We start from the raw sequence: 26,990 nt of genomic DNA on the forward strand, positions 1-26,990 counted from the left end.
GGCGAGAGCTATTTTTGAATCTTATCACTTAATTTCTATTATCATCTTGGAATCAGAAAGAACTTCATTCCCCGATTTTATTATATATTCTGCAGAAATCTCACGGATAATCCCGCTGTCTCCATTCTTAAAATCAAGGCTCTTTGTGACAACTTCCATCTGCATGGATCCGTAAGGCGTTTTGTAATCCATGATATACTCTTCCGATCCGAAGATCATTTTGGAATTCATGGCTCCCGCCCGCACAACTTCAACACTCTTAAGATCTGTAGGCACAGTGACCGTGTTGGATATCTTTATTCTCTGGCCTCCCATGTCCTGTATTTCATCATATACAATGATCACAGAACCATCGGCCCTGACCTCATATACACCTCTTGAGCTTGTGTCTATGCGTTCTTCTTCATTTCCGTCTCTTATGTGGATACCTGCCACATTTATCTCAACTTTTTTCTTCATATATCACTCTTCAAACTTAGCCGGATTTATCGATGCCGATACAAATACTTCCGGAGCAAGCTTACTTTCTACTACAGCCTTATATCCTGCCTCAGCAGTCTCTCTGCTATCAAAGATTCCGAAAACTGTAGGACCGCTTCCCGTCATAAACGCGCCGATAGCACCCTCTTTTCTAAGGACCTCTTCAATTCTGCCAACTTCCTCATATTTCCCGGATGTGACATCCTCAAGAACGTTTCCGATAAGCGAGCACATCTTAGTAAGATTGCCTTCTTCTATTGCAGCCTTGATTCCGTCAATATCAGGGTGCACTGTTATCTCTTTGTTATCAAGCTCTTTGTATACCCAGGCTGTCGAAACATCGATTCCAGGCTTTGCTATTACTATATGGCAATCAGGCACATCTTTTATGGGAGTAAGCTCCTCTCCGATACCCTCTGCCAGAACGGTTCCGCCCATTATGCAGTAAGGAATATCGGCGCCCAGAGATACCGCCATCTCACAAAGCTCTTTTTTACTAAGTCCCAGTCCCCATAACTCATTAAGAGCAATATATGCCGCAGCGCCGTCCGTACTTCCGCCGGCCATTCCCGCCGCAACGGGTATTCTCTTAATAAGATGCATGGAAACACCTTTTTTCACATTAAACTTATCCTTGAGCTGCTTCGCAACCCTGCAGATAAGATTTCTTCCGTCTGTTGCGATCTTATCCGTAGACGCGGTAAGAACAATCTCTCCACTGTCATTATCTTCAAATGTGAGCGTATCATACAGATCCACATTCTGCATTATCATCTTAACGATATGATAACCGTCCTCTCGAACTCCCGTTACATCAAGTCCGAGATTAATCTTTGCGTATGCTTTTCTCTCAATCTTCATACAATCAACACTCCGTAGTTATTTTCCTACATTTTCTCACTCCCAAACAACAACCTCAAGGAAAAAATAAAAAATTTAAAAATTTTCGATATTTCGCTAAAGTTTTTTCCAAAAATGCCGATATGGAGATTAGGTAAACCATAGTTTCGTTTCAGCGCGGTATTTAGTACCCTGTCGCAGAAAAGGAGTTCGATATGGGCGTAAACGGAATTACCGAGGTTACTAACAACATCGCAACAACCTATGCTTCCTCAGTCACTCCGTCAGTAGACGAGAAGAAAAAAGACGAAGAAGTAAAGGAAAAGACTCAGGCTGCAGCCGTGTACGAGAAATCGGAAGAAAGTGATGCCAAAAGCACATCTTCCGCAAAAGAATCGGACCGGACCAAGATCATCAAGCAGATGCAGGCAGATGTAGCAATGCGCCAACAGCAACTTTTGGGCATTGTTCAGAAGATGATGGGCAAACAGGCAAAGGCCTACGGCATCGCCAATTCTGACAACGATGAAGACTCAATGTGGAAGTTCCTTGCAAAAGGCGACTTCACTGTGGATGCAGCGACCAAAGCACAGGCAGAGGCTGACATTGCTGAAGACGGATATTGGGGCGTCAAACAGACCTCCGAGCGTATCCTCGATTTTGCTCAGACTCTAGCCGGAAACGATCCTGAAAAGCTTGAAAAAATGAGAGCTGCTTTTGAAAAGGGATATGCTCAGGCAGAGAAAACCTGGGGAGGCGAACTTCCCGAGATTTCCAAAAACACCTTTGATGCAGTCATGAAAGGCTTTGATGAATTAACCGGCAAAACTTCGACGGAATAATTTGTTGCTAGTAACAAAAAGGAAGAGCTTTCGCGCCCTTCCTTTTTTCTTTGCTCAAACAATCTTGCGAATATCGTTTATATCCTCAACATTGTACTTCTTCATATACTCTTCGATTCCCTCTACCACCTTCTCTGTAGTATAAGGATCATGGAAATTCATTGCTCCTACTGCGATTGCTGTTGCACCTGCCATGATGAACTCAATCGCATCCTCTGCATTTGCGATTCCGCCCATTCCTATAACAGGGATATCAACTGCGTGAGATGCTTCATATACCATTCTTACGGCAACAGGCTTGATCGCAGGGCCTGACATTCCTCCGGTCCTATTTGCAAGTGCAAACTTTCTCTTATAAATATCAATCTTCATTCCGGTGATTGTATTGATAAGCGAGATTGCATCTGCTCCTGCAGCCTCAGCAGCCTTAGCCATCTCAGAAATACTGGTGACATTGGGACTTAGCTTCATGATGATAGGCTGCTTAGCAACTTTCTTGATCTTCTCGGTTATGTCATAGAGAGCATCCTTATTCTGTCCGAAGGCGATCGCTCCCTCTTTTACATTGGGACAAGAGACATTTATCTCAAGCATGTCAACGCGCTTTTCATCGCCAAGTCTCTCTACAACTTCAAGATAGTCCTCAACAGACTTTCCACATACATTTACTATGACTTTTGTGTCATATTTTTTCAAAAACTCAAGATCTCTTTCAACAAAAACATCTATTCCGGGGTTCTGAAGTCCGATCGCATTGAGCATACCACCGTACACTTCCGCAACTCTCGGAACGGGATTTCCCGGCCACGGCACATTTGCAACACCCTTAGTCACAACCGCGCCAAGTTTATTAAGATCTACAAAGTCCGAGTATTCCATTCCCGAACCGAATGTTCCCGAAGCCGTCATCACGGGATTTTTGAATTCTACGCCTGCTATCTTAACTTTTGTATTCATATATCACATCTCCAAATCATCAGCATCAAATACGGGGCCGTCTGTACAAATTCTCGCATTATGAACGTGAGAATGCTCATCTATCTCTTTAGTCTTGGTTATGCATCCAAGGCACGCGCCTACTCCGCACGCCATTCTCTCTTCAAGAGAAAGATATGCCTTAGCGCCAATCTCCTGTGCATATGCCTTGATTGCCCTTAGCATCGGCATCGGTCCGCAGGCAAAGATAACATCACACTTAATGTTGTTTTCTCTCATTGCATCTATGACATTTCCCTTTGTTCCAACGCTTCCGTCTTCAGTTGCGATGTACATATCCGAATACTTCTTAAACTCCTCGGAAAGGAAAGTCTCACTGTTTCTGTATCCCATTACAGCGCTGACTTTTTCTCCCGAAAGCTTTTTGGCTGTCTCGATAAGAGGCGGTACTCCAATTCCTCCGCCCATTACGACAACATTTTTTCCTTTTGCCTTATCAAGAGGAAAACCGTTGCCGAGAGGGCCAAGTAACATAATAAAATCATCCGGCCTGTAAAGCGAAAACTCAGCTGTTCCGCTTCCGACAACTCTGTATACCAGTCTTAGCGCCGACCTCTCGGCATCTACCTCGCATACGCTTATAGGTCTGGGTAAAAGAGTTGCCTTATTGGCGGGATATACTCCCACAAACTGCCCCGGAACAACATCTTTTGCAAAAGGTGTCTCAAGCCACAGCTCGTATATGCCTTCTGCAAGAAGGCCGCAGCTTAGTACCTTCGCTTCTTTTTTCATCTTGTTAGCCATCAGATCTCTCCTTATATCTTTATTGCAAAATACATTATTTCTCTTCGACGAATCCGTTCCTTACAAGATCGTCTATAGCTTCCTCGTCATAACTTGAGAACGCACCCGTAGAATCATCGCCGACATTATTATAGCCTGTGTGATCGTCATAGTACTTTACGTACTCTCTCCACTTTTCCTGGAGCGCACCGTCAATGTACCCTTCCTCATAAGTCCTAACGTAAACTGTCGCTTTCTTCGTAGGTGCAGCCGGCTCTACAAACGGTGTAAACTTAACGAAGTCATAGCCATGCTTATCAATAATAGCTCTCCAATCATCGTAAGTGATCTTCTCCGCGCCGTCTCCCAAAGGATCACTGTCGGAGCGGTAATAGACCAAATCGTCTCCTGCCATATCATATCTGATTCCTTCGGCAACATCAAGCTTGTCCTTGTTGAATTTATTGAAGGTAGCAAGAGATATTATTGTATCCGAATTTGTCTCTCCTACTTCTTTGACTATGGTTCCGTCTGTTGCGAAATAGTACGTATCATAGCCTTCACACCTTACTACATTCTTGGGTTTACCGTCACTCAAAGTAAAGATATCGTAGATAACCGAATTATATCTTCCTCTCGCCTCAAGATCGGTATCGACAATATAAAATGTTGTACCAAGAATAAGTTCATCCGTACCGTCACCGTCAAGGTCCTTAATAAGATAGCCATATCTTGCATCAGTATCCTCCATCATTTCGGGCGCTTTAATACAAGTGCTTTTAGAAACATCAACGCTACTCACATCGCCCTTTTCAACAGCGGCTTTAATCTCAGCAAGAAGATCATCATACGATCCTTCCTGTCCTGCTGCTTCTGCATTCTCGCTTTCACTCTCGCTATCTTCCGTTACACTCTCCTCAGCGCCTGTATCACTGCTCTCTTCGCTGTCATCTACAGTCACCTGGGAATCGTTCGTATCATCAACCGCGCCCGGTATAGCATGACATCCGGTCAACACCGCGCATAACATAAGGATTCCCACTACTTTTCTCTTCATTTCGCTCTCCTTTCAAAACTTTTTTATTAAACATTTATCATGCTTTATAAACAATCTTTCCCGAGCATATCGTATAAAGAACACGTGCAGGGAATTTCTCTCCCAAAAACGGTGTGTTTGTCGCCTTTGAATATGTCTTATCAAACACCCACTCCGTCTTATTGTCGAATATTACAAGGTCCGCCTTGCCTCCAACTTTAACACTTCCCGCATCCAATCCGTAGATCTTTGCAGGGCAGATTGTCATTCTTTTTAGCAACTCAGGAAGTGTCATGTACCCTTTATCCACAATTTCCCTTATTCCGAGCAAAAGAGATGTTTCAATCCCGGTTATTCCGCTAGGAGCCTCTTTAATCGGCTTCTCTTTCTCTTCCTTGGAATGAGGCGCATGGTCTGTTGCTATCATCTCTATTGTGCCGTCTTTAAGGCCCTCGATTATGGCAAGCCTGTCAGATTCAAGTCTGAGCGGCGGATTCATTTTGGCCAATGTTCCGTGTTTAAGAACCGCATCCTCTGTAAGTGTGAAGTGGTGCGGAGTTGCCTCAGCGTATACCTTCACGCCTCTCTTTTTGGCCTGTCTGATAAGATCAACCGACTCTGCCGCACTTATGTGCTGAACGGTAATCTTTGCGCCTGTCCTCTCAGCAATTTCGATATCTCTTTTCACCATGGAAATCTCTGCTTCTCTGGGCGAGCCCTTGATTCCAAGCTTCTCTGCAACTGCTCCCGCATTGATTCCGTTGTCTGTTATAAACTTAGGATCTTCCTCATGAAGACTTACGACCTTATCAAGTGCCGCCGCTTTCTTGCAGACAGCCTCCATTATCTTCTCATCGGTTATGGGTTTTCCGTCATCTGTAAAAAGAACTGCTCCCGCATCGAGGAGTTTCTCCATATCAACCTGCTCTTTTCCCTCCATATTCATGGTCACGTTTGCGCAGGTGTACACGTTAATCCCTGTTTCTTTGCCCTTTTCAAGAACATATTTTATTGTCTCGACATTATCCATATGAGGATTGGTATTTCCCATCATGACAACAGAAGTGAATCCGCCTCTTGCAGAAGCTCTCGCTCCCGTCTCGATATCTTCCTTGTATGTAAAGCCGGGATCCCTAAAGTGAACATGTCCGTCCACAAGCCCCGCCGTTACTATCTTTCCGGCCACATCTATCACTTCGTTCGCGGAATCATGCGAAAGTTTTTCCACTTTTCCACAACCTTTATCCACAATATCCACAATTTTATCACCTTCAATGAGTATATCTTTATATCCTTCATAGCCTGACTCAGGCTCGATAAGATATCCGTTCTTTAAAATCAGCATCATGCTTCTCCTTGTAGTTTTGTTCTTTACCGCTTTGCCCTATTATACGACAAAAATAGTTTATGATGGGACTAAATTGTATGGTAAAATATGTTTTGAATAAGAGAATTATTTATAGAAACGAGGTTTTAGATTTTATGATAAGATTTATCGCTGTAATTCTTTTTATCGTGATATTCCTCATCGTGAGTATCCCGATACAGCTTGTCCTTTTGATAATCAAGAAGTTCAATCCCTACGCTGTAAAAACAGCTTCTCTCAAGATTGTCGGATTCGCATTTAACGTTGTCATGCTACTAAGCGGCACAAAGGTTACCGTTATCGGTGAAGAAAATGTTCCAAAGGACCGCTCCGTTTTGTATGTCGGAAACCACCGCAGTTATTTCGATATCGTAGTTACTTATCCACGTGTTCCCAGACCTACGGGCTATATTTCAAAAGACGTTATCAAAAAGATTCCCGTTCTCGGCTACTGGATGATCTTCCTCGATTGCTTGTTCCTCGACAGATCTGATATCAGAAAAGGTCTCGAGATGGTTCTTGCAGCTATAGATAAGGTTAAAAACGGCATCTCAATGTGCATCTTCCCCGAGGGAACCAGAAACAGCACCGACGCCCCAATGCTCGATTTCCACAAAGGAAGCTTCAAGATTGCCCAGAAATCCGGATGCCCCATTGTTCCTATGGTAATCAATCACTCACGTGATATATTTGAGAATCATCCACCTTTCATCAAGGCAACTCACGTAGTTATAGAATATTGCAAACCTATCGTAATCAGTGAACTCAGCAAAGAGGATCAAAGAAATATAGACGGTTACGTAAAGAAAATTATCGAAGATACTTACTTAAAGAATGAAAAACTACCGCTGTAAAAAATTGAAAAAACACAGGAATGCTGACTTCTCTGAGCAACGTCGAAAGGAAGCATTCCTGTGTTTTTGAAATTGATAAAAATCAGCGCGCAGACGAACACAAGCATTTTCAGATATATGCCGCTGTGCCCTTAGGCGAATCCCCCATGAAGCCTTATCCTTTGCTTCCCTTGGAGCCTCCGCCAAGCTTAACGCCTTCAAGTACGTTTGTCTCGAAAGAGTAAACCACTTTGTGGTTCTCTCTGTCAGCCTTGAGTGCAAGCTCGATCATATTGTCCAAAAGATGCTCATACTTCATTCCGAGAGGCTCCCAGAGATAGAATGAAAGTGAACCCGGAATAGTATTGATCTCGTTGAAATAAACTTCGTTAGTCTCCATGTCAATCATGAAGTCGATTCTTGAAACACCTGAACAGCCGAGTGCGATGAATGCGTCAACAGCCATTGTTCTGATCTTATCGCGCATCTCGTCGGAAATGTCTGCAGGAATCTTTCTCTTAAGAGAAGCCATTCCCTTGCTTCCGCCTGATTTAGCACCCTTTGCAGATCCCTTTGATCCACCGCCGATGTACTTATCTTCGAAACTGAGAATCTCGTCAGAGTTGATAGGCTCTTCACACTCAGATGCCTCTGCTGACTCGTAGTCGCCGAGAACCGAGCAGTTGATCTCTTTAAGCTTGGAAATAGCATGCTCAACAAGGATCTTCTTGGAGAACTCAAATCCAAGGTCAAGAGCTTCAAGAAGAGATGCTCTGTCTGAAGCCTTCTTGATCCCTATACTTGAACCAAGGTTAAGAGGCTTTATGATAACGGGATACTCAAATGTCTTCTCAATCTTTTCTACAAGTGAGTCAACATCCTCGTAGTCCTTCCATGTGTAGCATTTGCAGTCAAGAACGGGAATATTGTTGTCCTTAAGAACTGTCTTCATAACATACTTGTTCATTCCGACAGCTGATGAAAGAACATCACATCCAACAACGGGAAGTCCAAGTGTAGCAAGGAATCCCTGAAGTGTTCCGTCTTCCACGTTTGTTCCGTGAACGATAGGGAATGCAACGTCAACCTGAGTCATAACGTTGTTTCCGAACTTCTTCATGGGGTATCTGACAAGATTAACCTTATCATTTTCTTTTACCCATACAACCTGTGTGCTCTTGGCAAGAAGCTGAGTAATATGTGTGTACTCCTCGATCTTGTCGATGTCCTCTCCGACATAGAAATCGTTGTTCTTTGTGATATAGACAGGCACTACATCATATTTTTCCTTATTGATATGTCCTATTGCCTGAATTGCAGAGATAATGGAAATCTCATGCTCTGTACTTTTTCCGCCAAATAAAACCGCAACTTTTAGCTTCATAATAACCCTCTTTCATTTTATTTCTTTTTTTATCATGTATAGTTATCGGGAAGATCGTTCTCAAGAAGTATTACTTTTTCTCTTCCCGCTTCAAGCTCGTACATAAGCTGTGTAGCTTCCGTGAGACTGTTCTTTACAAAGAGCTTGTCCTCGGCAAATCCCGCACCGAGCGCTCCCTTTTTGATTGCATGTGTCTGCTTCTCGCCGACAAGTATGATATAGTCGCAAACAGCTGCCGCCTGCTTTCCGAACTCCTCGTTGTACTCATCTTCTTTTGCCCCAAGTTCTACCATTCCGGGAGTAACGAGTATCTTTACCGAGTTTTCAAAAAGAGCCAGTGTCTCAAGCGCAACCTTCGCTCCGTTCGGATTGGAGTTATACGCATCATCAAGGATTGCAACCGCTCCGTGTCTTACAAGTTCAAGTCTGTGAGGAACGGGCTGTATTCTTCTGACCGCCATGCGAAGCTTGTTCATAGGAACTCCAAAGCTTGCCGCAACGGCTATCGCGCCCGCAATGTTCTCAACGTTATGTCTTCCGACGAGCTTCGTACTAAATTCTGAAGTCTCGCCCTCAGGTGTAGTCACATTAAATGTTGTTCCCGCTCCGGTAACGGAAATATCGGAAACTCTGTAATCGCATCCTTCTGAAACACCGTAAGTTATCGCATCCTTGTATTTCATGTTTGCCATGATAATCTCATTGTCACCGTTTGCAAACTTAAGGTGCTTGCCCTTCTGAGCGCCCTCTGCCTTCTCTTTCTCTTCAACCGCATCAAGAAGTTCATACTTGGTGCTAACTATATTTTCAAGAGAGTGGAAGGTCTCAAGATGCTGATAACCTATTGATGTAAGTATCCCATCATCGGGATGAACAATATCCGTTATCTCTTTTATGTCATGAAGATGTCTCGCACCCATCTCACATACGAATATCTCATGAGTGGGAACCATCTTCTCACGTATGGTCCTTACGATTCCCATCGGAGTGTTGTAACTCTCTGGAGTCATCAGAACTCTGTATTTCTCTGAAAGAAGTGTTGTCAGATAGTACTTCACACTTGTCTTGCCGTAACTTCCCGTTACACCGATTATGCGAAGTCCCTGATGCTCTTTAAGAATTCTCTTGGCATCATCGATAAACCACTGATTTATCCTGTTCTCTATGGGTTTGTTGATAAGATTGGCAAGAGCAACAACCAGAGGCAAAAAACCTATATATGCAGCCACGAAAAATGCTGCAAGAGCACGCTTACCCGCACTCCAATCGGCGCCAAATGTCACACATACAGCGGCGATAACTGCCACAAGTACAAATAAGACCGCGTAGGTAATAAAAAGTCTCTGAACTCTCTGTGTAACAACAAACTTCTTCTTCGCTTTTCTCGGAATGTACATAACTGCCATAAGCACAAGAAAAACAAACGAAAGAACAGTGAGCACAACCGCGATCTTGTTCATATCGGTCTCTTCCACTGCCTCGGCATACTTAAAGAATCCCGCGCCGAAAATAGCAGCGGCAGCTCCGGCATGAAGTCCGTATTTAGTCACCGTAGTCTTTAAAAATCTAAAATACCCCTGAAACTGATAGCTCGATAACTGAAGCATATGTGTATAATAGCGAAGCCCCAGCACCGCAGCGCAAAGATATATTACAGTAAATAATATAAGTATCACTTTCTACTCTCCCTCTCCTTAATTCTTTAACCCAAGGAAACTTCCGAGAATCTTGTTGTAAACATAGAGGTTATCAATAAATGAATAGTGCCCCGCTCCCTCTATGACCGCAAGTCCTGCCTCAGGCATAAGCTCTTCCATCTTCTGTCCGTCTGACAGCGGTGTCGCCGTGTCCTTGTCTCCCCAGATCAAGAGAACCGGCTGTGTAACAGAAGGCATGTAAGGAACCATATCCTCGTTTACCGCCATTACAAGACTCTTTCTCATTACAGGAGAAGCCGCAGCATAATCAGCGCTTCCAAACTTCTTCTGAAGCTTATCGAGCGCCTTTGGATCAAGTTTTAAAAGGCCGCTCTTTGTAATAAGATTCTTATAGAACTTGTATCTTCTGGATTTCTTTTGCTGTGCCTTGGTCTTAACAGGAATAACTCCCGCTGAATCCGTAAGTATGATCTTGGGAATCGTAAATCCGGGAGAAAGCTTTCCTTCATTTATTCCCGAAGCAAGCTTTATGATTATCCTTCCTCCCATGGAATGTCCGAGGAAGATTATCTCTTTGTCATCGGGATAAAGAGTCTTTACAAAGTCGATCACGAAATTCATGAAATCTTCTACGCCCATGGGTTCTTTGGGTTCATCGCTCTTACCAAAGCCCGGCATATCCATTGCCACAACATGATAACCTTTTTTGGCAAAATTAATTACACCCGCAAAAAGGTCTATATTGGAGCCCCATCCGTGAAGCATTACGAGTAAAGGCCCCGTTCCTTCATCTATGTAGTTTATATTTAGTCCATTAATATTTACATTCATTTGGTTAACTATAGCACCATGCAAATGGTCATGCAAATCCCACAGCTTGCATATATATTGCAAAAAATGCTTTGTTCCTCTCTAAATATATTTAGTGCTCACACTAGTACATGAATTATTTCACAAGTAATTTATCAAATTGTCAACGTGTCAGCACACTAGCATACTAAGCATGAATACCAAAAGCGCATCTGCCTGAGGATCGTTCAGTATTCCGACGGTTGCTTCATCCGTGTAGGTTCTCTCCGTTTCATCCGAAACATAATTAACGGCTTTCGGATTGGCACCCATCAAAAAATGCGCATGATTCTCAATAATAGTCGTATACTCATGATTATATATGATGTGGTCGGTTATGGTCAGGCACCTCATGTCTTCCAGCAATCTTCCAAAGTCGCTCTCACCGTGATCAGTCACAAGATATGCCGACTGTCCCGCTTTTTGTGCAATTCCCTCGGCCCGCTCCATAAGAAGCTTCATGAGTGACTCACACCTTGACACATCAACTTTCTGACTCGTCGAAAGATAAGTCACTGCGCCGATCAGAATGTTCTCATCCGCATTAAATATCTGACTGAAATCGGATCTGTTGTAATAATCCTCCAAAACCGCTTCATAAGCAGCATTTCCCGTTGCTCTGTACAACTCCGCAGCAGCCTTGAATACAGCTGTATTGTCCTGCGCTTTCTGATTATAGAAAAAACAGCTCCACGCCCTGTCCGCAGCCCTAAGGCAATTTGTCGCAAACTCTCCGTCATACTTCTGATAAATATAACTAAACTTTGCAAGAACAGATGCAAAATTAATGGTAGCCTCCATAGATACAGGTGTGACTGATACCGGATAAGTCATCACATCTCCGCCACCTGTACTGTCCGTAAGTGCTGCGCCATACTCTCCTCCGGTCTTTGCATCTTGCATTTTAAGCAGCCACTCAACTTCATAGCGGACTTCATCCAGAATATCCGGTATCCCGTTTCCACTCTCCGGAATTCCCGCATCATCTGTAAATGAAGCCTCATTTATCTCATATGCAAGAAGCAGATTCTCCGCCACATTGCATCCAACCGTCGTATCCCTGTCAGCCTGCTCATCCATATGCCACCCTCCGGTAACATCTATCTCTGTCTCAGGATGCTCCTGCATATGAGCAGATGTCGTATGGCAGGCACTGTGTGCATTTTCCCCCGCATATTCCTCTGACAACGAGGTACCGCATCTATTGATGTAATATTTTTTGCAAGCCTCGTTAAACAGGTCTGCATATACATCTTCCGATATGGTAAAAGAATATGATTCTCCTATTATGTCCGCACTGACATAATAATCCCCATCTTCCTTTAAATCTGTAAAATAGCCGATTCCGGTAAATTCTTCCGTCTCATTATTATAGACCGTCTTTACCACATCTCCGGTGTATTTCTCTTCCTTTGTCCCAATCTCTTTTATACTGAAAGTCTTAGGAAGTCTTTTGCCATGCAGAATGACTGTTTTCACAGAATCCGTCTTATAACCGATCTGATCGGTAAGAGCTTTTGGAATCTGCTCGGGGACCGCATATTCGGCGCCTGTCTCCTTTTCTGCTCCTGCCTGGACTTTCTCGGTATTATCTTCCTGTTTTTCAGCAGAAGAAGCGCCGCAGCCTGCGACGCTTCCAATAATCGACAGTATCAGTACTGCCGCGGTTATTCTGTTTTTCCGCCTCATAACAGAAAACATATAAATTACCAGTCCCTTTTTTACTTAACTCGATTGTAGTTTATAAGGCAACCGTCAAGAATTATCTGTCTTTCGTCATCGGTAAGATTACCAAGTTTTAATTCAAACTCTGTTATAGCATCGCCTGCAACAGCATATGCCTTGATAACTTCGTCCTTATTCTTAACCGCATCTCTGATTCCTGGAAGGAAGATGTAGTCTTTGTTCTTGAAAGGAAGCTCGCCCTCTTTGATAACAAAAGGAAGCATACCCCAGTTAATAAGGTTTGAACGATATCTCTTTGTTGCATATTCATTGGCGATGTTTGCCCATCCGCCGAGAACCTTCTGGCAAGATGCAGCCTGCTCTCTCGCAGATCCGTCACCGGGCTTAACCGCAAAGATTGTCGATCCGAATCCAACGTTGTCATTGTTTACTCCGTCGAACTTCTTGCCGATCACTTCCATTACGCCCTTAAGTTCGCCCCATGCAGCTATAGGATCTTTGCCCTCTACAAGAGCATCCTGTGCTGCGCGCATCTCTTTTGCAAGTCCTACATATGCAGGATCTTTTCTTGACAATGTAAACTCGGCAAGTCCGAGAGGGTTTGATCTGTAAGATGATGTCTCACCTGAAGGAATGAGCTCATCTGTTGTTGTTACAGGATCATGGATCTCTGATACAACTCTGAGCACCATGTTCTCAGGAAGCTCTGACATCTTAGGCCAATCCTTGATATTGGGTCCGAGCTGAAGTTCAACCGAAGGATCTGCAACTCCGTGTGAATCAAATACACGGTTCTTGTAGATCTCACTGTCAAAGTGATACTTGTATTTCTTGAGTTCTCCGTCAAACTCTGTAGCAGGTGTAAGAACACCCTGATTAGCTGCAGTTGCGGCAATAGATCTTGCATCCATAAGTGCAACCGAAGCAACCTGACCGTTCTGAACCTTAGATCCTTCACGGTTAGGGAAGTTTCTTGTTGAATGTCTAATACTGAATGCATTATTTGCGGGAGTATCACCTGCACCGAAGCAAGGTCCGCAGAATGCAGTCTTAAGTATTGCACCTGTCTCAAGAATTGCAGCAGCTGCGCCGTTCTTAACAACTTCCATAAAGATAGGTGTTGAAGCAGGATATACACTGAGTGTAAATCTGTCATTTCCGATAAAGTGACCTTTAAGAATATCCGCTGCAGCGCAGATGTTCTCAAATCCACCGCCTGCACAACCTGCGATTATTCCCTGCTCGACAATAAACTTGCCGTTCTTGATCTTATCCTGAAGTGAATATTCAATACTGTCACCAAAGCTAACCTTTGCTCTCTTCTCAACATCTGCGAGAATATCAGCAGCGTTGCGGTTAACTTCTGCGATCTCATATACATTGCTTGGATGGAAAGGCATAGCGATCATAGGATTGATCGAGCTGAGGTCAACCTTAACAAGACCATCATAGTAAGCAACCTTTCCGGGCTTGAGTTCTTTGTAATCACCTACTCTTCCGTGAATCTCATAGAACTCCTTGATTGTATCGTCTGTCTGCCAAATTGATGAAAGACATGTTGTCTCTGTTGTCATTACATCAACACCGATTCTGAAGTCTGCACTGAGCTTCTCTACACCGGGGCCAACGAATTCCATTACTTTATTCTTTACATAGCCGCTTCCGAACACCTCTCCGATGATTGCAAGTGCAACGTCCTGAGGACCTACACCCTTCTTGGGCTCTCCCTCAAGATAAATAGCTACAACTCCGGGCATATCTACATCATATGTCTGTCCGAGAAGCTGCTTAACAAGCTCCGGTCCGCCCTCTCCGATAGCCATTGTTCCGAGAGCACCGTATCTTGTATGTGAATCAGATCCAAGGATCATGCTTCCGCCTGCTGCAAGCATCTCTCTGGCAAACTGGTGGATAACCGCCTGATGAGGAGGTACATAGATTCCGCCATACTTCTGAGCAGCTGTAAGACCGAATACATGGTCATCTTCATTAATTGTTCCGCCAACCGCACAAAGTGAATTGTGGCAGTTTGTAAGTACATAGGGAATAGGGAATTTCTCAAGTCCCGATGCCCTTGCTGTCTGAATGATTCCGACATATGTTATATCGTGTGAAGTAAGCTTATCAAACTTAACGCATAACTTCTCCATATTTCCGGAAGTATTGTGCTCTTTGAGAATTCCATATGCTATTGTGTTCTCTTTTGCACTCTTAGCTGCATCCTCTGATATTCCGTTAGATGCAAGAACCGCTGTAGCTTCAGCATCATCCGGTACTACTGTGTTTCCATTTATAAGATAACATCCATGTTCAAGTGTTGTTACCATTGCTACTCCTCCTACCTACTCTGATAAATCAATGCGTTAATGCGTCATACATGTATACAATTACATAGCCGCTATTTTATCATAATTTTTCTGTTATATGTATGATATTTTTTAATTATTTATATATTTAGCTTCATAAATACTCTGCAAATATTTCGTTACTTCCTCTATACCGGCTTCCTTCAGTTCTCTTCTGAATTCCTCAACCTCCTGTTTAGCCGTATTCTCGTATCTGCCGTACGCGATCTCGGGAATGTACTTGTCGCACACTTTGGTAACGTCCTGTATCCTCTGACTGATAGTCGTCGTCGAAAACGGCGTCCTGTCCCAAGGATAATCTACTGCTATCTTGTTATATTCTGACAGAAGCTCATTGTAATCATCCCACTGATAACTGGAATCTTTTATCTCATATGCATCTCTTCTTCCCCACCAGAAGTTGGTTGTTATGCCGTCTCTTTCATCATTGTAACCACTGGGCTTCTCAAGCGTTCCTCTGGGAGTTATCTGATACTGCACGCCTTCTATTCCGTAGCGGATCAGATTATAACATTCACGGTCGTTTCTCAATATGTCATATACCATCAGCGCTCTTTCAGGGTTCTTTGACTTGGAATAAACCGCTATTGCACCGTGAAGAATACTTCTTTTTACGAGATTTTCATTTTTTCCGAACCAGAAAAATTTAACATTGGATTCGGGCTGATATATATTCATATTCGGCTTTATCTTGGTATAAAAATCCTCTGTATTGGCCAGTACAACTGCGGAGTCTCCGTTATAAAACGCCGTATTTTCTCCCTTGTAATCCTTAAAATCCTCTCTCCAAACGCCCATCTTATTCCACTGCTTCATAAGATTGGCATAATTCTCAAGAGTCGGTCCTGATAAATAAGGTGAAACTATAAGATTGGGAATATCCTTGTAAATTCCCCACACTCCGTAAGCACCCAGCTCGTATATCGGAGTGTACTTGGTCTCAGACATAATATATCCGAGAGTCTGTTCAGCTCCCTTTCCGTCTGCATCCCATGGAATCATCTCAGGGTTCTTATCCCTTATATACTTAAAGTATCTTGTAAGATCATCCCAGTCCTGTATCTCGCCGATATCCGCATTCTTAGCAATATCAGATCTATATACAAAACCATCATTGATCCACTGTGTATATTCATTTTCCGGAATGAAATATATTCTTCCGTCATATGAACAGCTCTTCCAGTCTGTTGTGGAAACATATCTGTATGTCTGAGGACAATATGTCTTAAGCATATCATCTGTAAGCGGCAAAAAATTACCCTTCACCGCGTTCGGCCATGCATCAAGCCAGTCACTTCCGGCAGCAACAAGATCCACATTAACATTTCCCATATCAAGCGTCTTGTCGTAGTTTTCCAGATAATCATTCCATCCAATATAGTAAATATCGAGCTTTGCATTTGCTTTTTTCAAAAGAAGCTCATTAAGTTTTTCCAATACCTTCTCAGTCATTCCATTTATCGGCTTGTCACCTATGGTCAAATAAGTAATCGTAACCGTAGGTCCCGAAATATCTATATTGCGATATTGAAAATCCGATGCAGATTTCTTGCTACTACCGCATGCCATCGAACTTATTGTCATTACTGCTGTCATAACCAGCGCAGTTATCTTCCTTTTCACTAAAGCTTCCCTTTCTGCTCTTTCTCAGCTTTATTTCTTGCTCTCAGCTCTATAAAAAAATCTTTAAGCAGTTTACTGCATTCACTCTCCAGTACACCTTTTTTCACCACGACCTGATGATTAAAATCCGGATTGTTCAAAATATCCATGACCGATCCGGCACATCCGGCCTTAGGATTCTCGGCTGCCATGATAACTTCCGGTATTCTTGCCTGTACTATCGCCCCCGCGCACATCTGGCACGGTTCCAAAGTAACATACAACTTACACCCTTCCAGTCGCCAATCCTTTATGACTTTGCCGGCCTTGCGTATTGCAGTTATCTCAGCATGCGCAAGCGGCGTCTTATCAGTGTTTCGCCTGTTATAACCGCGTCCGATTATCTTGTCTTCATATACTATAACACATCCTATCGGAACTTCTCCGAGAGCGTAAGCTTTCTTAGCCTGGTTAATGGCTGCTCTCATATATTTAATATCTTTAAGCTCGTCCTCAGTGCATTTTTCTTTATCCACCCCTTTGGACTTTGGCTGCATTTTCATAGATCTGCTTCTTTCCTAGCAAAATGGTAGTAATTCTGTTATCATATGATATACGAATTATTATATTATATCAATTTATCTGTATAAAGAGGTTTTTTATGCGAATATCCACTAAGGGAAGATATGCCTTGAGGGTAATGATTGATCTCGCCAGCTTCGGCAATGACAATTTCATTGCGCTAAAAGACATTTCCCAGAGACAAAACATCCCCATCAAATATCTGGAACAGATTGTTGCCACCTTGAACAAAGCTGGTTACCTGAACAGCATGCGCGGAAGTAACGGCGGTTACCGTCTTGCTCATAGCCCTGAGGAATATAATGTCGGCAATGTTCTCCGAACTGTCGAAGGGACTCTCACTCCTGTCGAATGTGTCGCTTATGAAAACGGGGTAACATGCCCGCGAACCGACACGTGTAATTCAGTAAATTTCTGGAAAGGGCTTGATGAAGTCGTAAATAAATACATCGACAGCTATACCCTTAAGGATCTAATACAACAATAACAAATTGACATTACGGTCAAAAAAAAGTATAGTAATCAAAGCGGTCTTGTGAAGGGTGCATGTAGCAGTCCTTCCGTGTACGCGTGGGTCTTATGCAATGAAAATCTGCGAACCGTGTCAGGTCGGGAACGAAGCAGCACTAAGCAGAACCTTTCATGTGTTGTAAGGTCGCCTGCGCAGTGCCGGGAGCAAACGTGCATGTATCCCTCACAGGATCGCTCTTCTTTTATTCCCTATCCCTAAGATATTTCATGTAATTAAGTACCATCAGCGCAATCTTGAAAGTGAGCGCATCATCAAATTTCCTAACATCAAGTCCGCAACTCTTTTCAAGTTTCTCGAGCCTGTAAACAAGAGTATTTCTATGTACAAAGAGCTGTCTCGATGTCTCGGATACATTAAGATTATTCTCAAAAAACTTCGCGATGGTATTCAAAGTCTCTTCATCAAGATTACTCGGAATCTCTCTGTCTTCAAAAATCTCATCTATAAACATCTTGCAAAGGCTCTCCGGAAGCTGATAGATAAGTCTTCCTATTCCGAGCGTATTATACCCGTTTGCCCTGCACTCAGCGTTGAATATCCTTCCGACTTCAAGTGCCATCTTGGCTTCCTTAAAGGACTTGCTGAGATCTCTTATTTCTTCAACTATTGTTCCGTAAGACACTCTTACGTTCAAAAGTGCTTCTGTGCTCATCATATCTACGATAGTTGTGGCGATTCTGTTTATATCATCATAATTCTCGCCTTTACCAAGCGACTTTACAATGATAATGCTGTTCTCATCGACCGCAGTGACATAATCTCCCGAGCTCGGCGCAAACATACTCGTCAAAAGTTCTCTGGCACTGCTATCTTTTGTACGTCCTGTTTCAACCAGCATTATCGTCCTTGGCGCAGTTACCTCTATCTTGAGTTTTCTTGCCCTGTTATATACGTCGATCATGAGCATATTATCAAGAAGCAGATTCTGGAAAAAATTATTTCTGTCAAACCTTTCCTTGTACGCAAGAACAAGCGCCTGAAGCTGACTCACCGCAATCTTTCCCACCATATACGCCTGCTCATTGTCGCCTTTTGAAAGCAAAATGTATAAAGGCTCTCCATCGTCCAAAACTTTAAACAGATGAATATCACCTATTACCTGTGAATCAACCGGAGACGAAGCGAAACTTGTTATTATGGAAACATCGGAAAAACCTATCTCGCTTGTAGCAGCGACAACTTCTCCCCCCAGATCCATAACACATAATTCTACTTTGGTTATAGCTCCGAGTTCGCTTATACTTCCTTTTATGGTCTGTGTTGAAATCATGCTTTCTCCTTTCAAAAGAACCTATATTAAGTATATCACAGGAATTTCCTATCAAACAAATAAGGAGCCATGCGTCGCATGACTCCTTAATAATTCAATCACAATATTAGTTTGTGATAGTCTCTTCTGTCTCTTTGTCGAAGATGTGAATCTTCTCAACATCAAATGCGAATTTAACCTTATCGCCGGGTCTTGCTGTTGTACGAGAATCAACTCTTGCAGTAATAGGGAACTGATCAAGATCAAAGTAAAGGTAAACTTCTGCACCGAGAAGCTCGTATACGTTGATTGTTGACTCGAATACAGCCTTTGATGTGCTTACAACAACTTCTGAATCATCAACATCCTCAGGACGGATACCGAATGTTACAGTCTTTCCAGCGTAACCACCCTCGATAACCTTCTTAGCCTTTGCAGGAGGAAGCTCGATGAGCTGATCTGCTACTCTGAGGCTAGCCTTGTCGCCTGATACAACAACCTCTGCATCGATGAAGTTCATCTGAGGTGATCCCATGAATCCTGCAACGAAGAGGTTAGCGGGCTTCTCATAGAGGTTCTGAGGTGTATCAACCTGCTGAATAAGACCGTCCTTCATAACTACGATTCTTGTTCCAAGAGTCATAGCCTCTGTCTGGTCATGTGTAACGTAGATGATTGTTGTGCCAAGTCTCTGGTGAAGCTTAGCGATCTCTGTTCTCATCTGTACACGAAGCTTAGCATCAAGGTTTGAAAGAGGCTCGTCCATAAGGAATACCTTAGGATTACGAACGATAGCACGTCCCATAGCAACACGCTGTCTCTGTCCACCGGAAAGAGCCTTAGGCTTACGATCAAGAAGCTTGTCAAGGTCGAGGATCTTAGCTGCCTCTTTAACCATCTTATCTATTTCAGGCTTCGGAACCTTTCTGAGCTTAAGTCCGAATGCCATGTTATCATATACTGTCATGTGAGGATACAGAGCGTAGTTCTGGAATACCATCGCAATATCTCTGTCCTTGGGCTCTACATCATTAACTACTCTGTCACCGATCTTAAGAGTACCTGATGTGATATCCTCAAGTCCTGCAATCATACGAAGAGTTGTTGACTTTCCGCATCCTGAAGGTCCTACGAAAATAATAAATTCTTTATCCTCAATCTGAAGGTTGAAGTTCTTAACAGCTTCAAACTTGTTGGGATATACTTTGCAAACATTCTCAAGTGATAAACTTGCCATAACCTTAAATTCCTCCTAATTCATTACATAGCTTATGATAGAACTTAGTATAACTTTGACTCACTTTATTGACTATTCACTTATTCCACAAATATTTTATTATTCATTAGCAAATGTGCTAATTGAAATAAAAATTCTTTTCCAATTCCGTAATGTTGACGAATAATTTCAAATCTCTATATGCAACTTGCCAATCAGTTAGTTTCATCCTCTGAATCTTTTTCATTCATCTCGTCCAGCTTACCGATAGCCGCATTCATCTCTTCTTCCTCAGAAAGCACCTCTTCCTTAGGCTCAAACTTCTTGAACGTAGGATTATAAAGAACTGCTGAAAGATATGAAGGTCCGGCTATTCCCACAAGTACATAAACAGGAACTATCTTAAGATCGAAGAAATATGCCAAAACAAGCGGAATCAATGAAACCACAGCCATCGCTATTGATCTCGGAAGTGCGACTATCGCCAGAATAAATGCATTCTTGATTGTCTTCACATTGGTATTCACAAACTTTGATAAAAGAGGAAAGATGTAGAGTCCCACTATATACAAGATTGCAAACATTCCTACAACAACATATCTGTAGAATCCGCCTCTGCTTCTGAGAATAAGGAAGTCAAGAATGAGCATTCCGCCCACAACAAACTTGATAACCTGAAGGACGATTCCCTGCTTGAAGTTATCCTTGAATGACTTAAAGAATGTCTTTGTCACATAGCTGTCTTCTTCTCTTACCATCTTAAGTAAGACAAAGTGCATGGCAGTACATGCAGGCCCCAATATTGCCGAACAGGGAATTCCGATTATCCATGTCCACATTACGGCAGCCACAAAAATATCATAGCTAAACTGACCGCCCTCCGTCATAAGAGGAGAAACCGCCGGTCCCATAACAAAGATCACATCTGCGATCAGCGGAATCGCAAAAATAAGTGTCAATACATTGAGCCACATAATGTCGGCAAGTTTTGTGAGCCCCGCCACAAAGGGACTGTCCATACTAAAAAAATTTCTCATTTGTCATAACCTCAATTCCATCGGTGTGAATTTTATTCCGTCGGCGACCGTCTCTTTATGTGTATCTCTAAACCCAAGCCTGTGATAAAAATCAATCGCATACGGTGATGAATTAACTGTGAGCCTGTCTACGCCCTCTTCAGTCAACACATACTCAGCAACAAATTTAATAAGGGCCCTACCAATTCCATTGCAATGGTAGTCCCCATCAACAAACAAAAGCGATATATGTATCTTTTCCCTAAGTGAGATCATTCCAAGATACTTTCCGTCACATACTGCGACAAAAAGCTGATAGTGCCCCGCGACAAACATTTTGCGCAGAGTATCATCTCTCACAAAGTTTCGAAAATTTATTATTCCTTCTTCCGAATAGTCAGGGGCATCAAACCTGGCGAATGTTCTCCACGCAAGTTTCATTGCCCCGTCCCAATCAGAATTATATGCACATCTAACGACTACTTTTGATGTATCAATTTTCACCGCTTATCACTTTCTTGATCCAGTCCAACTGATCTGCAAATACTTTTTCTCTTCCTGTCTCCTGTTGAAGTTCATGACGATAACCGTCATAAATCTTTATATCAACATTCTTCATCTGTAATTGGAGTCTGTATATATCACAGAGTCTCTTGAGTGCATCTCCGTATGAGCTTACAGGATCCTCGCTTCCGCCCGTTATGAGCACCGGAAGACTCTTTGGAATATCTTCCATCCTGTCCTCATCCTGTATTCTCTTTAGGAGCTCAGCCATTGTCTTGAACCCGTTCAATGTGAAAACAAAGTTACAAGCGGGATCGGCAATATACTTATCTATACTCTCCGTGTTATGTGACAACCAGTCATAAGGAGTTCTCGGTTTCTCTATCTTCTTGAGATAGCCCTTAAAAGCCATGTCATTTATCATCTTCGAGCGATGCTTATCACCGAAGAAAAACTGAAGAAGTGAGATCCAGAAATTCATGGCTCCCAGCGTACCTCTGGTAGTGTACGCCGTACCCTGAATTATGGCACCCTTTATTCCGGTTCCGTATCGTGTAATATATTCTCTTGCTATAAAAGAACCAAAGCTGTGTCCCAGGATGAAAACCGGCACTCCGGGAAACTCTTCCTGAGTCATCTTCTTTAACCTGTGCGCATCGCGCACCAAAACCGTCGCGGGATCGTTCTTGCAAAAATATCCATAGGTACTGCTTGGCGGATTTACCGACTTACCATGTCCAAGATTATCATTTCCTATGACCATTATGCCGTTCTCTGCCATAAAACGCGCATACTCATCATAGCGGTCGGTATACTCCTGCATCCCGTGAATAACCTGGAGAATTGCAATCGGCTGCCCATCGGGAATCCATCTTACTGCATTAAGCATGGTCTGCCTGTCACGTGATTTGTAAGTCAGTTCCTCTTTGCGTACCATAAGAAATCCCTCCCAACATGTTTGGTTTTTGGAAAGATATAAGTATCAAAAGCTCATTACACTCAACATAAAATATGTACGTATTTTCGTTTTCAAAACACCTATATCCTATCTATATGATACCACGAATTGCCATTAAATTATCAACAGATTTCAGCTCCTGAAGGCATTGTTTTTTCAGGTGTCATAAGTGCAAGATTGCCTTCTGCATCCTCTGCACAAAGAAGCATTCCTTCGGAAACAACTCCTGCAAGTTTTGCGGGCTTGAGGTTCACAAGAACCATTACCTTCTTGCCTACCATCTCCTCAGGTGTGTAGTACTTTCTTATTCCGGAAACAATCTGTTTTACCTGGCTTCCGATCTTTACCTGTGAACAAAGAAGCTTCTTTGATTTTGCAACAGCTTCACACTTGATGATCTCTCCAACCTGGAACTGCATAGCTCCAAACTGCTCATAAGTGATCTCATCCTTTGCGGGAATATCTATAACAGCACTTTCAGACTCTTCTGTCTTTGCAGGAAGAGGTGCAAGTCCTGCCTTTGCAAGATTCTCTGCAGCCTTTTTCTGTGCTGCTTCATACTCTGCTTTCTGTTTCTTTGTAATCTCCGCAGCCTTCTCAAGCACATCCTTGAGATCTTTGCGGGCAAAGAGCATTTCAGGATTTTCTGAAACCTTTGTTCCGTTCTTGTACAGACCGAACTTGTTAAGTGTATCAAATTCTCTGTCTGCAGCACCGATCTGCTCTTTGATCTTAGCGGCAGTCTCGGGCATATAAGGGTCAAGAAGAGCCGCTCCTATTGAAATCGATTCAACAAGATTGTACAGAACAGTTGAAAGTCTGTCTTTCTTGCTCTCATCCTTTCCAAGAACCCATGGCTCAGTCTCATCTATATACTTGTTGCATCTCTTAAAGAGTGTAAAGATCTCTGTAAGAGCATCTGCAACTCTAAGCTCATCCATCTTTGCTTCTACTTTGTCGTAGCAGCCTGTTACAACAGCCTTGAGATCATCATCAACAGCCTCTTTTACACCCTTGTCTTCGATAACTCCGCCAAGGTACTTGTTGCTCATGGCGATAGTACGATTTACAAGATTACCGAGAGTATTTGCAAGATCTGAGTTAAATCTCTCAACCAAAAGATCCCATGTAATAACACCGTCATTTTCAAAAGGCATCTCATGAAGAACAAAATATCTTACAGGATCTACGCCAAACAAGCTTACAAGGTCATCCGCATAGATAACGTTTCCTTTGGACTTACTCATCTTCTCGCCGCCCTGCAAAAGCCATGGATGACCAAAAATCTGCTTAGGAAGAGGCTCGCCGAGTGCCATAAGGAAAATAGGCCAATAAATTGTATGGAAACGGATAATATCTTTACCGATAAGGTGAAGGTCCGCAGGCCACCATTTCTTGTACTCTTCAGAGCTATTGCCCTCTGCGTCATATCCGATACCTGTTATATAGTTTGAAAGTGCATCAAGCCAAACATATACAACGTGCTTATCATCGAAATCTACAGGAATTCCCCACTTAAATGATGTTCTTGATACGCACAGATCCTGAAGTCCGGGAAGAAGGAAGTTGTTCATCATCTCATTCTTTCTGGAAACAGGCTGTATAAATTCCGGATGTGAATTGATATGCTCAATAAGTCTGTCGGCATATTTGCTCATCTTGAAGAAATATGCTTCCTCCTCTGCGGGATGTACATCGCCTCCACATTCAGGACACTTACCGTCAACAAGCTGTCCCTCGGTATAGAACGCCTCACACTCTGTACAGTACATTCCCTTGTAAGATCCCTTGTAGATATCTCCCTGATCGTAGAATCTCTTAAAGATCTTCTGGACCTGCTTAACATGATCCTCGTCTGTTGTACGGATGAATCTGTCATAAGATGTATCCATGAGATTCCAAAGTCCCTTGATAGTATCTGAAACTCCGTCAACAAACTCCTTGGGTGAGCTGCATCCTGCCTCGATTGCTCTTGTCTCTATCTTCTGGCCGTGCTCATCAGATCCTGTCTGAAAATGAACATCGTATCCATCTCTTCTCTTATATCTTGCAATAGCATCTGCAAGGACAATCTCATAACTGTTTCCGATATGAGGCTTTCCTGATGTGTATGCTATCGCTGTAGTTATATAATATTTACCTTTATTCTGCATTTACTGTTCGTCCCTTCTAACTAAAATTTATCACCAACAAAGCAGTTCATAACCCGTCTCGGTCACAACAAGCTCAACTTCCCACTGTGCCGAAGGTTTCATATCTGCCGTGTAAACTGTCCAACCGTTATCATCATCGCAAAAGATTTCATCAGTTCCCATATTTACCATAGGCTCAATAGTAAATACCATTCCGGGAACCATGATCATTCCGGTTCCGGGTTTGCTGACAAAACTTACAAAAGGCTCTTCATGGAAGTCATTACCGCAACCGTGTCCGCCTATCTCTTTTACAACTGTATATCCGTTTTTAAGCGCATGCTGATGCACTGCATGTCCCATATCACCGATGGGGGTCCATGGTTTCACCGCTTTAAGTCCCTCTTCAAGGCACTCTTTAGTAACATCAACAAGTCTCTTCTTTTCCGGAGAAACATTTCCTATGCAAAACATTCGCGAAGAATCGGAGTAATATCCGTCAAGAATTGTTGAACAATCGACGTTTATGATGTCTCCATCCTGTAAAATAATATCTTCAGAAGGGATTCCATGACACACTTCTTCATTTATCGAAGTGCATACGCTTTTGGGGAATCCTTCATAATTAAGATCTGCAGGTATTCCTCCCATCTTCGTGGTTGTATTATAAACAATGTCATCTATCTCCTGAGTTGACATTCCCGCATGAATCTTCTCACCGATTTCATCGAGCACTGCCATGTTTATAACCGCGCTCTTCTTTATTCCTTCAATATCTTTTGGTGTTTTTATCAGCTCTCTTGACGGTACTCTAAAACCGCTATGCTCAAGCTGAATAATCTTATCATCAAATGATGCATGACATGTCTTATATTTCTTACCGCTTCCGCACCAACACGGATCATTTCTTTCAAGTCTCTTGTACATTCTCCGCCTTCTACCCCTTTATAATTTAACAAATATAGTATGCCTTTTCGCCCCCCAAATGTCAATTAACGCCACAGACACTTGTTACCTTTGTGTCTGTGGCGTCATAAGTCATATACCTAACACCTATATTATTTAATATTGTTAATCTCTCGCGCAGCTCTCATTGGCTCATAATCTTCCGGATCGGCCTCAACATAGCCGACATGTTTATAGAAAGACATGATCTTTTTACCTTCATCACTATCGCCAATATTTATGAAAGCCTGCTTGATGGCTTCTTTCAATCCTTCATCCATTATAGTTGATGTTCTGCTCACGCACACAGTGTCATTGTAAATTCCGCTTGTAACGCCGATAACATTCGTCTCGCTCCAGATGCTGTCGTCCCTTCCGAATTCAGATTTCCATCTGCCCTCGAAATCGCGCCTTGCATCCGCGTAAATGCATATTACATCAAAAGTGCCCGATGACAGTCCTTTAAATGCAGTACTGTAGGTATCTACTTCTGTTACATGCGAAAGATTGTTGATTCGCTTGTCATATTTCTCTTTTAACCAAAGAGACGGATATAAATATCCGGCCGGCGAAGTTGAGTTCATCACTCCCCATTTAAGTGAATTCAACTCTTCCCATGTAAGAGCCTCACCATCATTCACCTTAGCCGCCAGGGCTTTACCCAGATCCGACGGTCCCGCCAAAATGAGAGCACGATAAAAAGTTACCGTCTTATCTACAGAACTTGTCGGTGCGTTCTCATTCCACACTCTCGGCTCGGAACTTTCAATGGATAGTCCCTTCCTAAGCGCTGTCAGGATAATATCGCAATATCCTTCATACAGTACATATGTAGCTCCCGGAATAAATCCTATTTCTATACTTCCGGTAGCAAGTTTTCGGCCAATTGCTTCGTATTTATTTCCAACTACTATTTCGACTTCTCTCACATAGTAGCCCTGCTTCATCATCTCAGTTTTTAAAAGATCCTTGAGTGGTTCGGTGGCAGTTATTATTTCCTCTTCATCAACAGATCTCACAAACCCAATTGTAAGTTTCGGAACTGATTTCTCGACTTTTTGGGAGGAAGAAGAACAACCGCATCCCACTGAAACAGCAATGCATAACAAAAAAGCAACGACAGACGAAGTAAATCTCCTCATAGCCCCTCCAGTAAAACACCCATAAAAATGGTATATCTTGGAAAAAATGGCTC

General features: G+C 42.7%; 24 protein-coding genes and 1 other RNA gene. 4 read left to right on the forward strand and 21 right to left on the reverse strand.

The features are described from left to right. Nucleotides 1-24: 24 nt before the first annotated feature. Complete coding sequence (locus tag T356_RS18750; protein ID WP_035780671.1) at nt 25-459, reverse strand: DUF1934 domain-containing protein; 435 nt, start codon at nt 457-459, stop codon at nt 25-27. Nucleotides 460-462: 3 nt separating this feature from the next. Continuing rightward, the gene (gene ispE / locus T356_RS0107505) at nt 463-1,341 is read right to left on the reverse strand and encodes a 4-(cytidine 5'-diphospho)-2-C-methyl-D-erythritol kinase (protein ID WP_026513969.1); all 879 of its coding nucleotides are present in this window, start codon (nt 1,339-1,341) and stop codon (nt 463-465) included. Nucleotides 1,342-1,535: 194 nt separating this feature from the next. Here ispE and T356_RS0107510 point away from each other — a divergent pair, with 194 nt between their 5' ends. Further along, entirely contained in the window at nt 1,536-2,162 is a 627-nt protein-coding gene (locus tag T356_RS0107510) for a hypothetical protein (protein WP_026513970.1), read from the forward strand. A 54-nt stretch (nt 2,163-2,216) separates the two neighbouring features. On the opposite strand, the gene T356_RS0107515 is transcribed toward T356_RS0107510, so the two are convergent. Genes T356_RS0107515 through T356_RS0107530 form a run of 4 tightly spaced genes read right to left on the reverse strand, consistent with a single transcriptional unit; the run spans nt 2,217 to nt 6,262 of the window. Continuing rightward, complete coding sequence (locus T356_RS0107515; protein ID WP_026513971.1) at nt 2,217-3,119, reverse strand: dihydroorotate dehydrogenase; 903 nt, start codon at nt 3,117-3,119, stop codon at nt 2,217-2,219. A gap of 3 nt (nt 3,120-3,122) precedes the next feature. Then, a complete protein-coding gene (locus T356_RS0107520; protein WP_026513972.1) occupies nt 3,123-3,902 on the reverse strand; it encodes a dihydroorotate dehydrogenase electron transfer subunit in 780 nt (259 codons plus the stop codon). Between the two features lie 34 nt (nt 3,903-3,936). Continuing rightward, nucleotides 3,937-4,938, reverse strand: a complete 1,002-nt coding sequence (locus tag T356_RS0107525) for a hypothetical protein (protein ID WP_026513973.1) — start codon at nt 4,936-4,938, stop codon at nt 3,937-3,939. Nucleotides 4,939-4,975: 37 nt separating this feature from the next. Further along, a complete protein-coding gene (locus T356_RS0107530) occupies nt 4,976-6,262 on the reverse strand; it encodes a dihydroorotase (protein WP_026513974.1) in 1,287 nt (428 codons plus the stop codon). A gap of 137 nt (nt 6,263-6,399) precedes the next feature. Here T356_RS0107530 and T356_RS0107535 point away from each other — a divergent pair, with 137 nt between their 5' ends. Beyond that, on the forward strand, nt 6,400-7,137 hold the full coding sequence (locus T356_RS0107535) for a lysophospholipid acyltransferase family protein (RefSeq protein ID WP_026513975.1): 738 nt from the start codon (nt 6,400-6,402) through the stop codon (nt 7,135-7,137). A gap of 154 nt (nt 7,138-7,291) precedes the next feature. Here the strand turns inward: T356_RS0107535 and T356_RS0107540 are convergent, their stop codons facing one another. From T356_RS0107540 to tadA, 7 genes are all read right to left on the reverse strand, one after another. Beyond that, a complete protein-coding gene (locus T356_RS0107540) occupies nt 7,292-8,500 on the reverse strand; it encodes a D-alanine--D-alanine ligase family protein (RefSeq protein ID WP_026513976.1) in 1,209 nt (402 codons plus the stop codon). Nucleotides 8,501-8,532: 32 nt separating this feature from the next. Then, nucleotides 8,533-10,176, reverse strand: a complete 1,644-nt coding sequence (locus T356_RS0107545; RefSeq protein WP_051563256.1) for a Mur ligase family protein — start codon at nt 10,174-10,176, stop codon at nt 8,533-8,535. Between the two features lie 18 nt (nt 10,177-10,194). After that, on the reverse strand, nt 10,195-10,989 hold the full coding sequence (locus T356_RS0107550; RefSeq protein WP_026513978.1) for an alpha/beta fold hydrolase: 795 nt from the start codon (nt 10,987-10,989) through the stop codon (nt 10,195-10,197). Nucleotides 10,990-11,139: 150 nt separating this feature from the next. Further along, the gene (locus tag T356_RS0107555) at nt 11,140-12,708 is read right to left on the reverse strand and encodes a glycoside hydrolase family 9 protein (RefSeq protein WP_026513979.1); all 1,569 of its coding nucleotides are present in this window, start codon (nt 12,706-12,708) and stop codon (nt 11,140-11,142) included. 20 nt (nt 12,709-12,728) lie between these two features. Beyond that, entirely contained in the window at nt 12,729-15,020 is a 2,292-nt protein-coding gene (locus T356_RS0107560; RefSeq protein ID WP_026513980.1) for a hydratase, read from the reverse strand. 111 nt (nt 15,021-15,131) lie between these two features. After that, the gene (locus T356_RS0107565) at nt 15,132-16,682 is read right to left on the reverse strand and encodes a DUF3502 domain-containing protein (protein WP_026513981.1); all 1,551 of its coding nucleotides are present in this window, start codon (nt 16,680-16,682) and stop codon (nt 15,132-15,134) included. Beyond that, the gene (tadA, locus tag T356_RS0107570; RefSeq protein ID WP_026513982.1) at nt 16,682-17,218 is read right to left on the reverse strand and encodes a tRNA adenosine(34) deaminase TadA; all 537 of its coding nucleotides are present in this window, start codon (nt 17,216-17,218) and stop codon (nt 16,682-16,684) included. Before tadA ends, T356_RS0107565 begins: the two co-directional genes overlap by 1 nt. Nucleotides 17,219-17,322: 104 nt before the next feature. Here tadA and T356_RS0107575 point away from each other — a divergent pair, with 104 nt between their 5' ends. Both T356_RS0107575 and ffs read left to right on the forward strand, forming a co-directional pair. Beyond that, nucleotides 17,323-17,730, forward strand: coding sequence for an RrF2 family transcriptional regulator (locus tag T356_RS0107575; protein ID WP_026513983.1), 408 nt, complete (start codon nt 17,323-17,325; stop codon nt 17,728-17,730). A gap of 81 nt (nt 17,731-17,811) precedes the next feature. Continuing rightward, nucleotides 17,812-17,911: signal recognition particle sRNA small type (ffs, locus tag T356_RS21835), an RNA gene on the forward strand. A gap of 45 nt (nt 17,912-17,956) precedes the next feature. On the opposite strand, the gene T356_RS0107580 is transcribed toward ffs, so the two are convergent. The 8 genes from T356_RS0107580 to T356_RS0107615 form a co-directional block, all read right to left on the reverse strand. Then, nucleotides 17,957-19,045: a PucR family transcriptional regulator gene (locus T356_RS0107580; RefSeq protein WP_026513984.1), complete on the reverse strand. Its 1,089-nt coding sequence runs from the start codon at nt 19,043-19,045 to the stop codon at nt 17,957-17,959. 106 nt (nt 19,046-19,151) lie between these two features. Then, nucleotides 19,152-20,261 (reverse strand): ABC transporter ATP-binding protein, encoded by a 1,110-nt coding sequence (locus T356_RS0107585; RefSeq protein ID WP_026513985.1) that lies wholly within the window; start codon nt 20,259-20,261, stop codon nt 19,152-19,154. A gap of 194 nt (nt 20,262-20,455) precedes the next feature. Then, nucleotides 20,456-21,277 carry a YesL family protein gene (locus tag T356_RS0107590; protein ID WP_026513986.1) on the reverse strand — a complete coding sequence of 274 codons (822 nt, stop codon included), beginning with the start codon at nt 21,275-21,277 and terminating at the stop codon, nt 20,456-20,458. A 3-nt stretch (nt 21,278-21,280) separates the two neighbouring features. Further along, nucleotides 21,281-21,760, reverse strand: a complete 480-nt coding sequence (locus tag T356_RS0107595) for a GNAT family N-acetyltransferase (RefSeq protein ID WP_026513987.1) — start codon at nt 21,758-21,760, stop codon at nt 21,281-21,283. Then, nucleotides 21,750-22,697: an alpha/beta fold hydrolase gene (locus tag T356_RS0107600; protein WP_026513988.1), complete on the reverse strand. Its 948-nt coding sequence runs from the start codon at nt 22,695-22,697 to the stop codon at nt 21,750-21,752. Before T356_RS0107600 ends, T356_RS0107595 begins: the two co-directional genes overlap by 11 nt. Before the next feature lie 143 nt (nt 22,698-22,840). Beyond that, a complete protein-coding gene (gene metG, locus T356_RS0107605) occupies nt 22,841-24,871 on the reverse strand; it encodes a methionine--tRNA ligase (protein WP_026513989.1) in 2,031 nt (676 codons plus the stop codon). 30 nt (nt 24,872-24,901) lie between these two features. Beyond that, nucleotides 24,902-25,777 (reverse strand): methionyl aminopeptidase, encoded by an 876-nt coding sequence (locus T356_RS0107610; protein WP_026513990.1) that lies wholly within the window; start codon nt 25,775-25,777, stop codon nt 24,902-24,904. Between the two features lie 131 nt (nt 25,778-25,908). Next, nucleotides 25,909-26,937, reverse strand: a complete 1,029-nt coding sequence (locus tag T356_RS0107615) for a PhnD/SsuA/transferrin family substrate-binding protein (RefSeq protein ID WP_026513991.1) — start codon at nt 26,935-26,937, stop codon at nt 25,909-25,911. Between the last annotated feature and the right edge of the window lie 53 nt (nt 26,938-26,990).

It is taken from the genome of Butyrivibrio sp. LB2008 (assembly GCF_000621565.1).
In the GTDB taxonomy this organism is placed as follows: domain Bacteria; phylum Bacillota; class Clostridia; order Lachnospirales; family Lachnospiraceae; genus Butyrivibrio.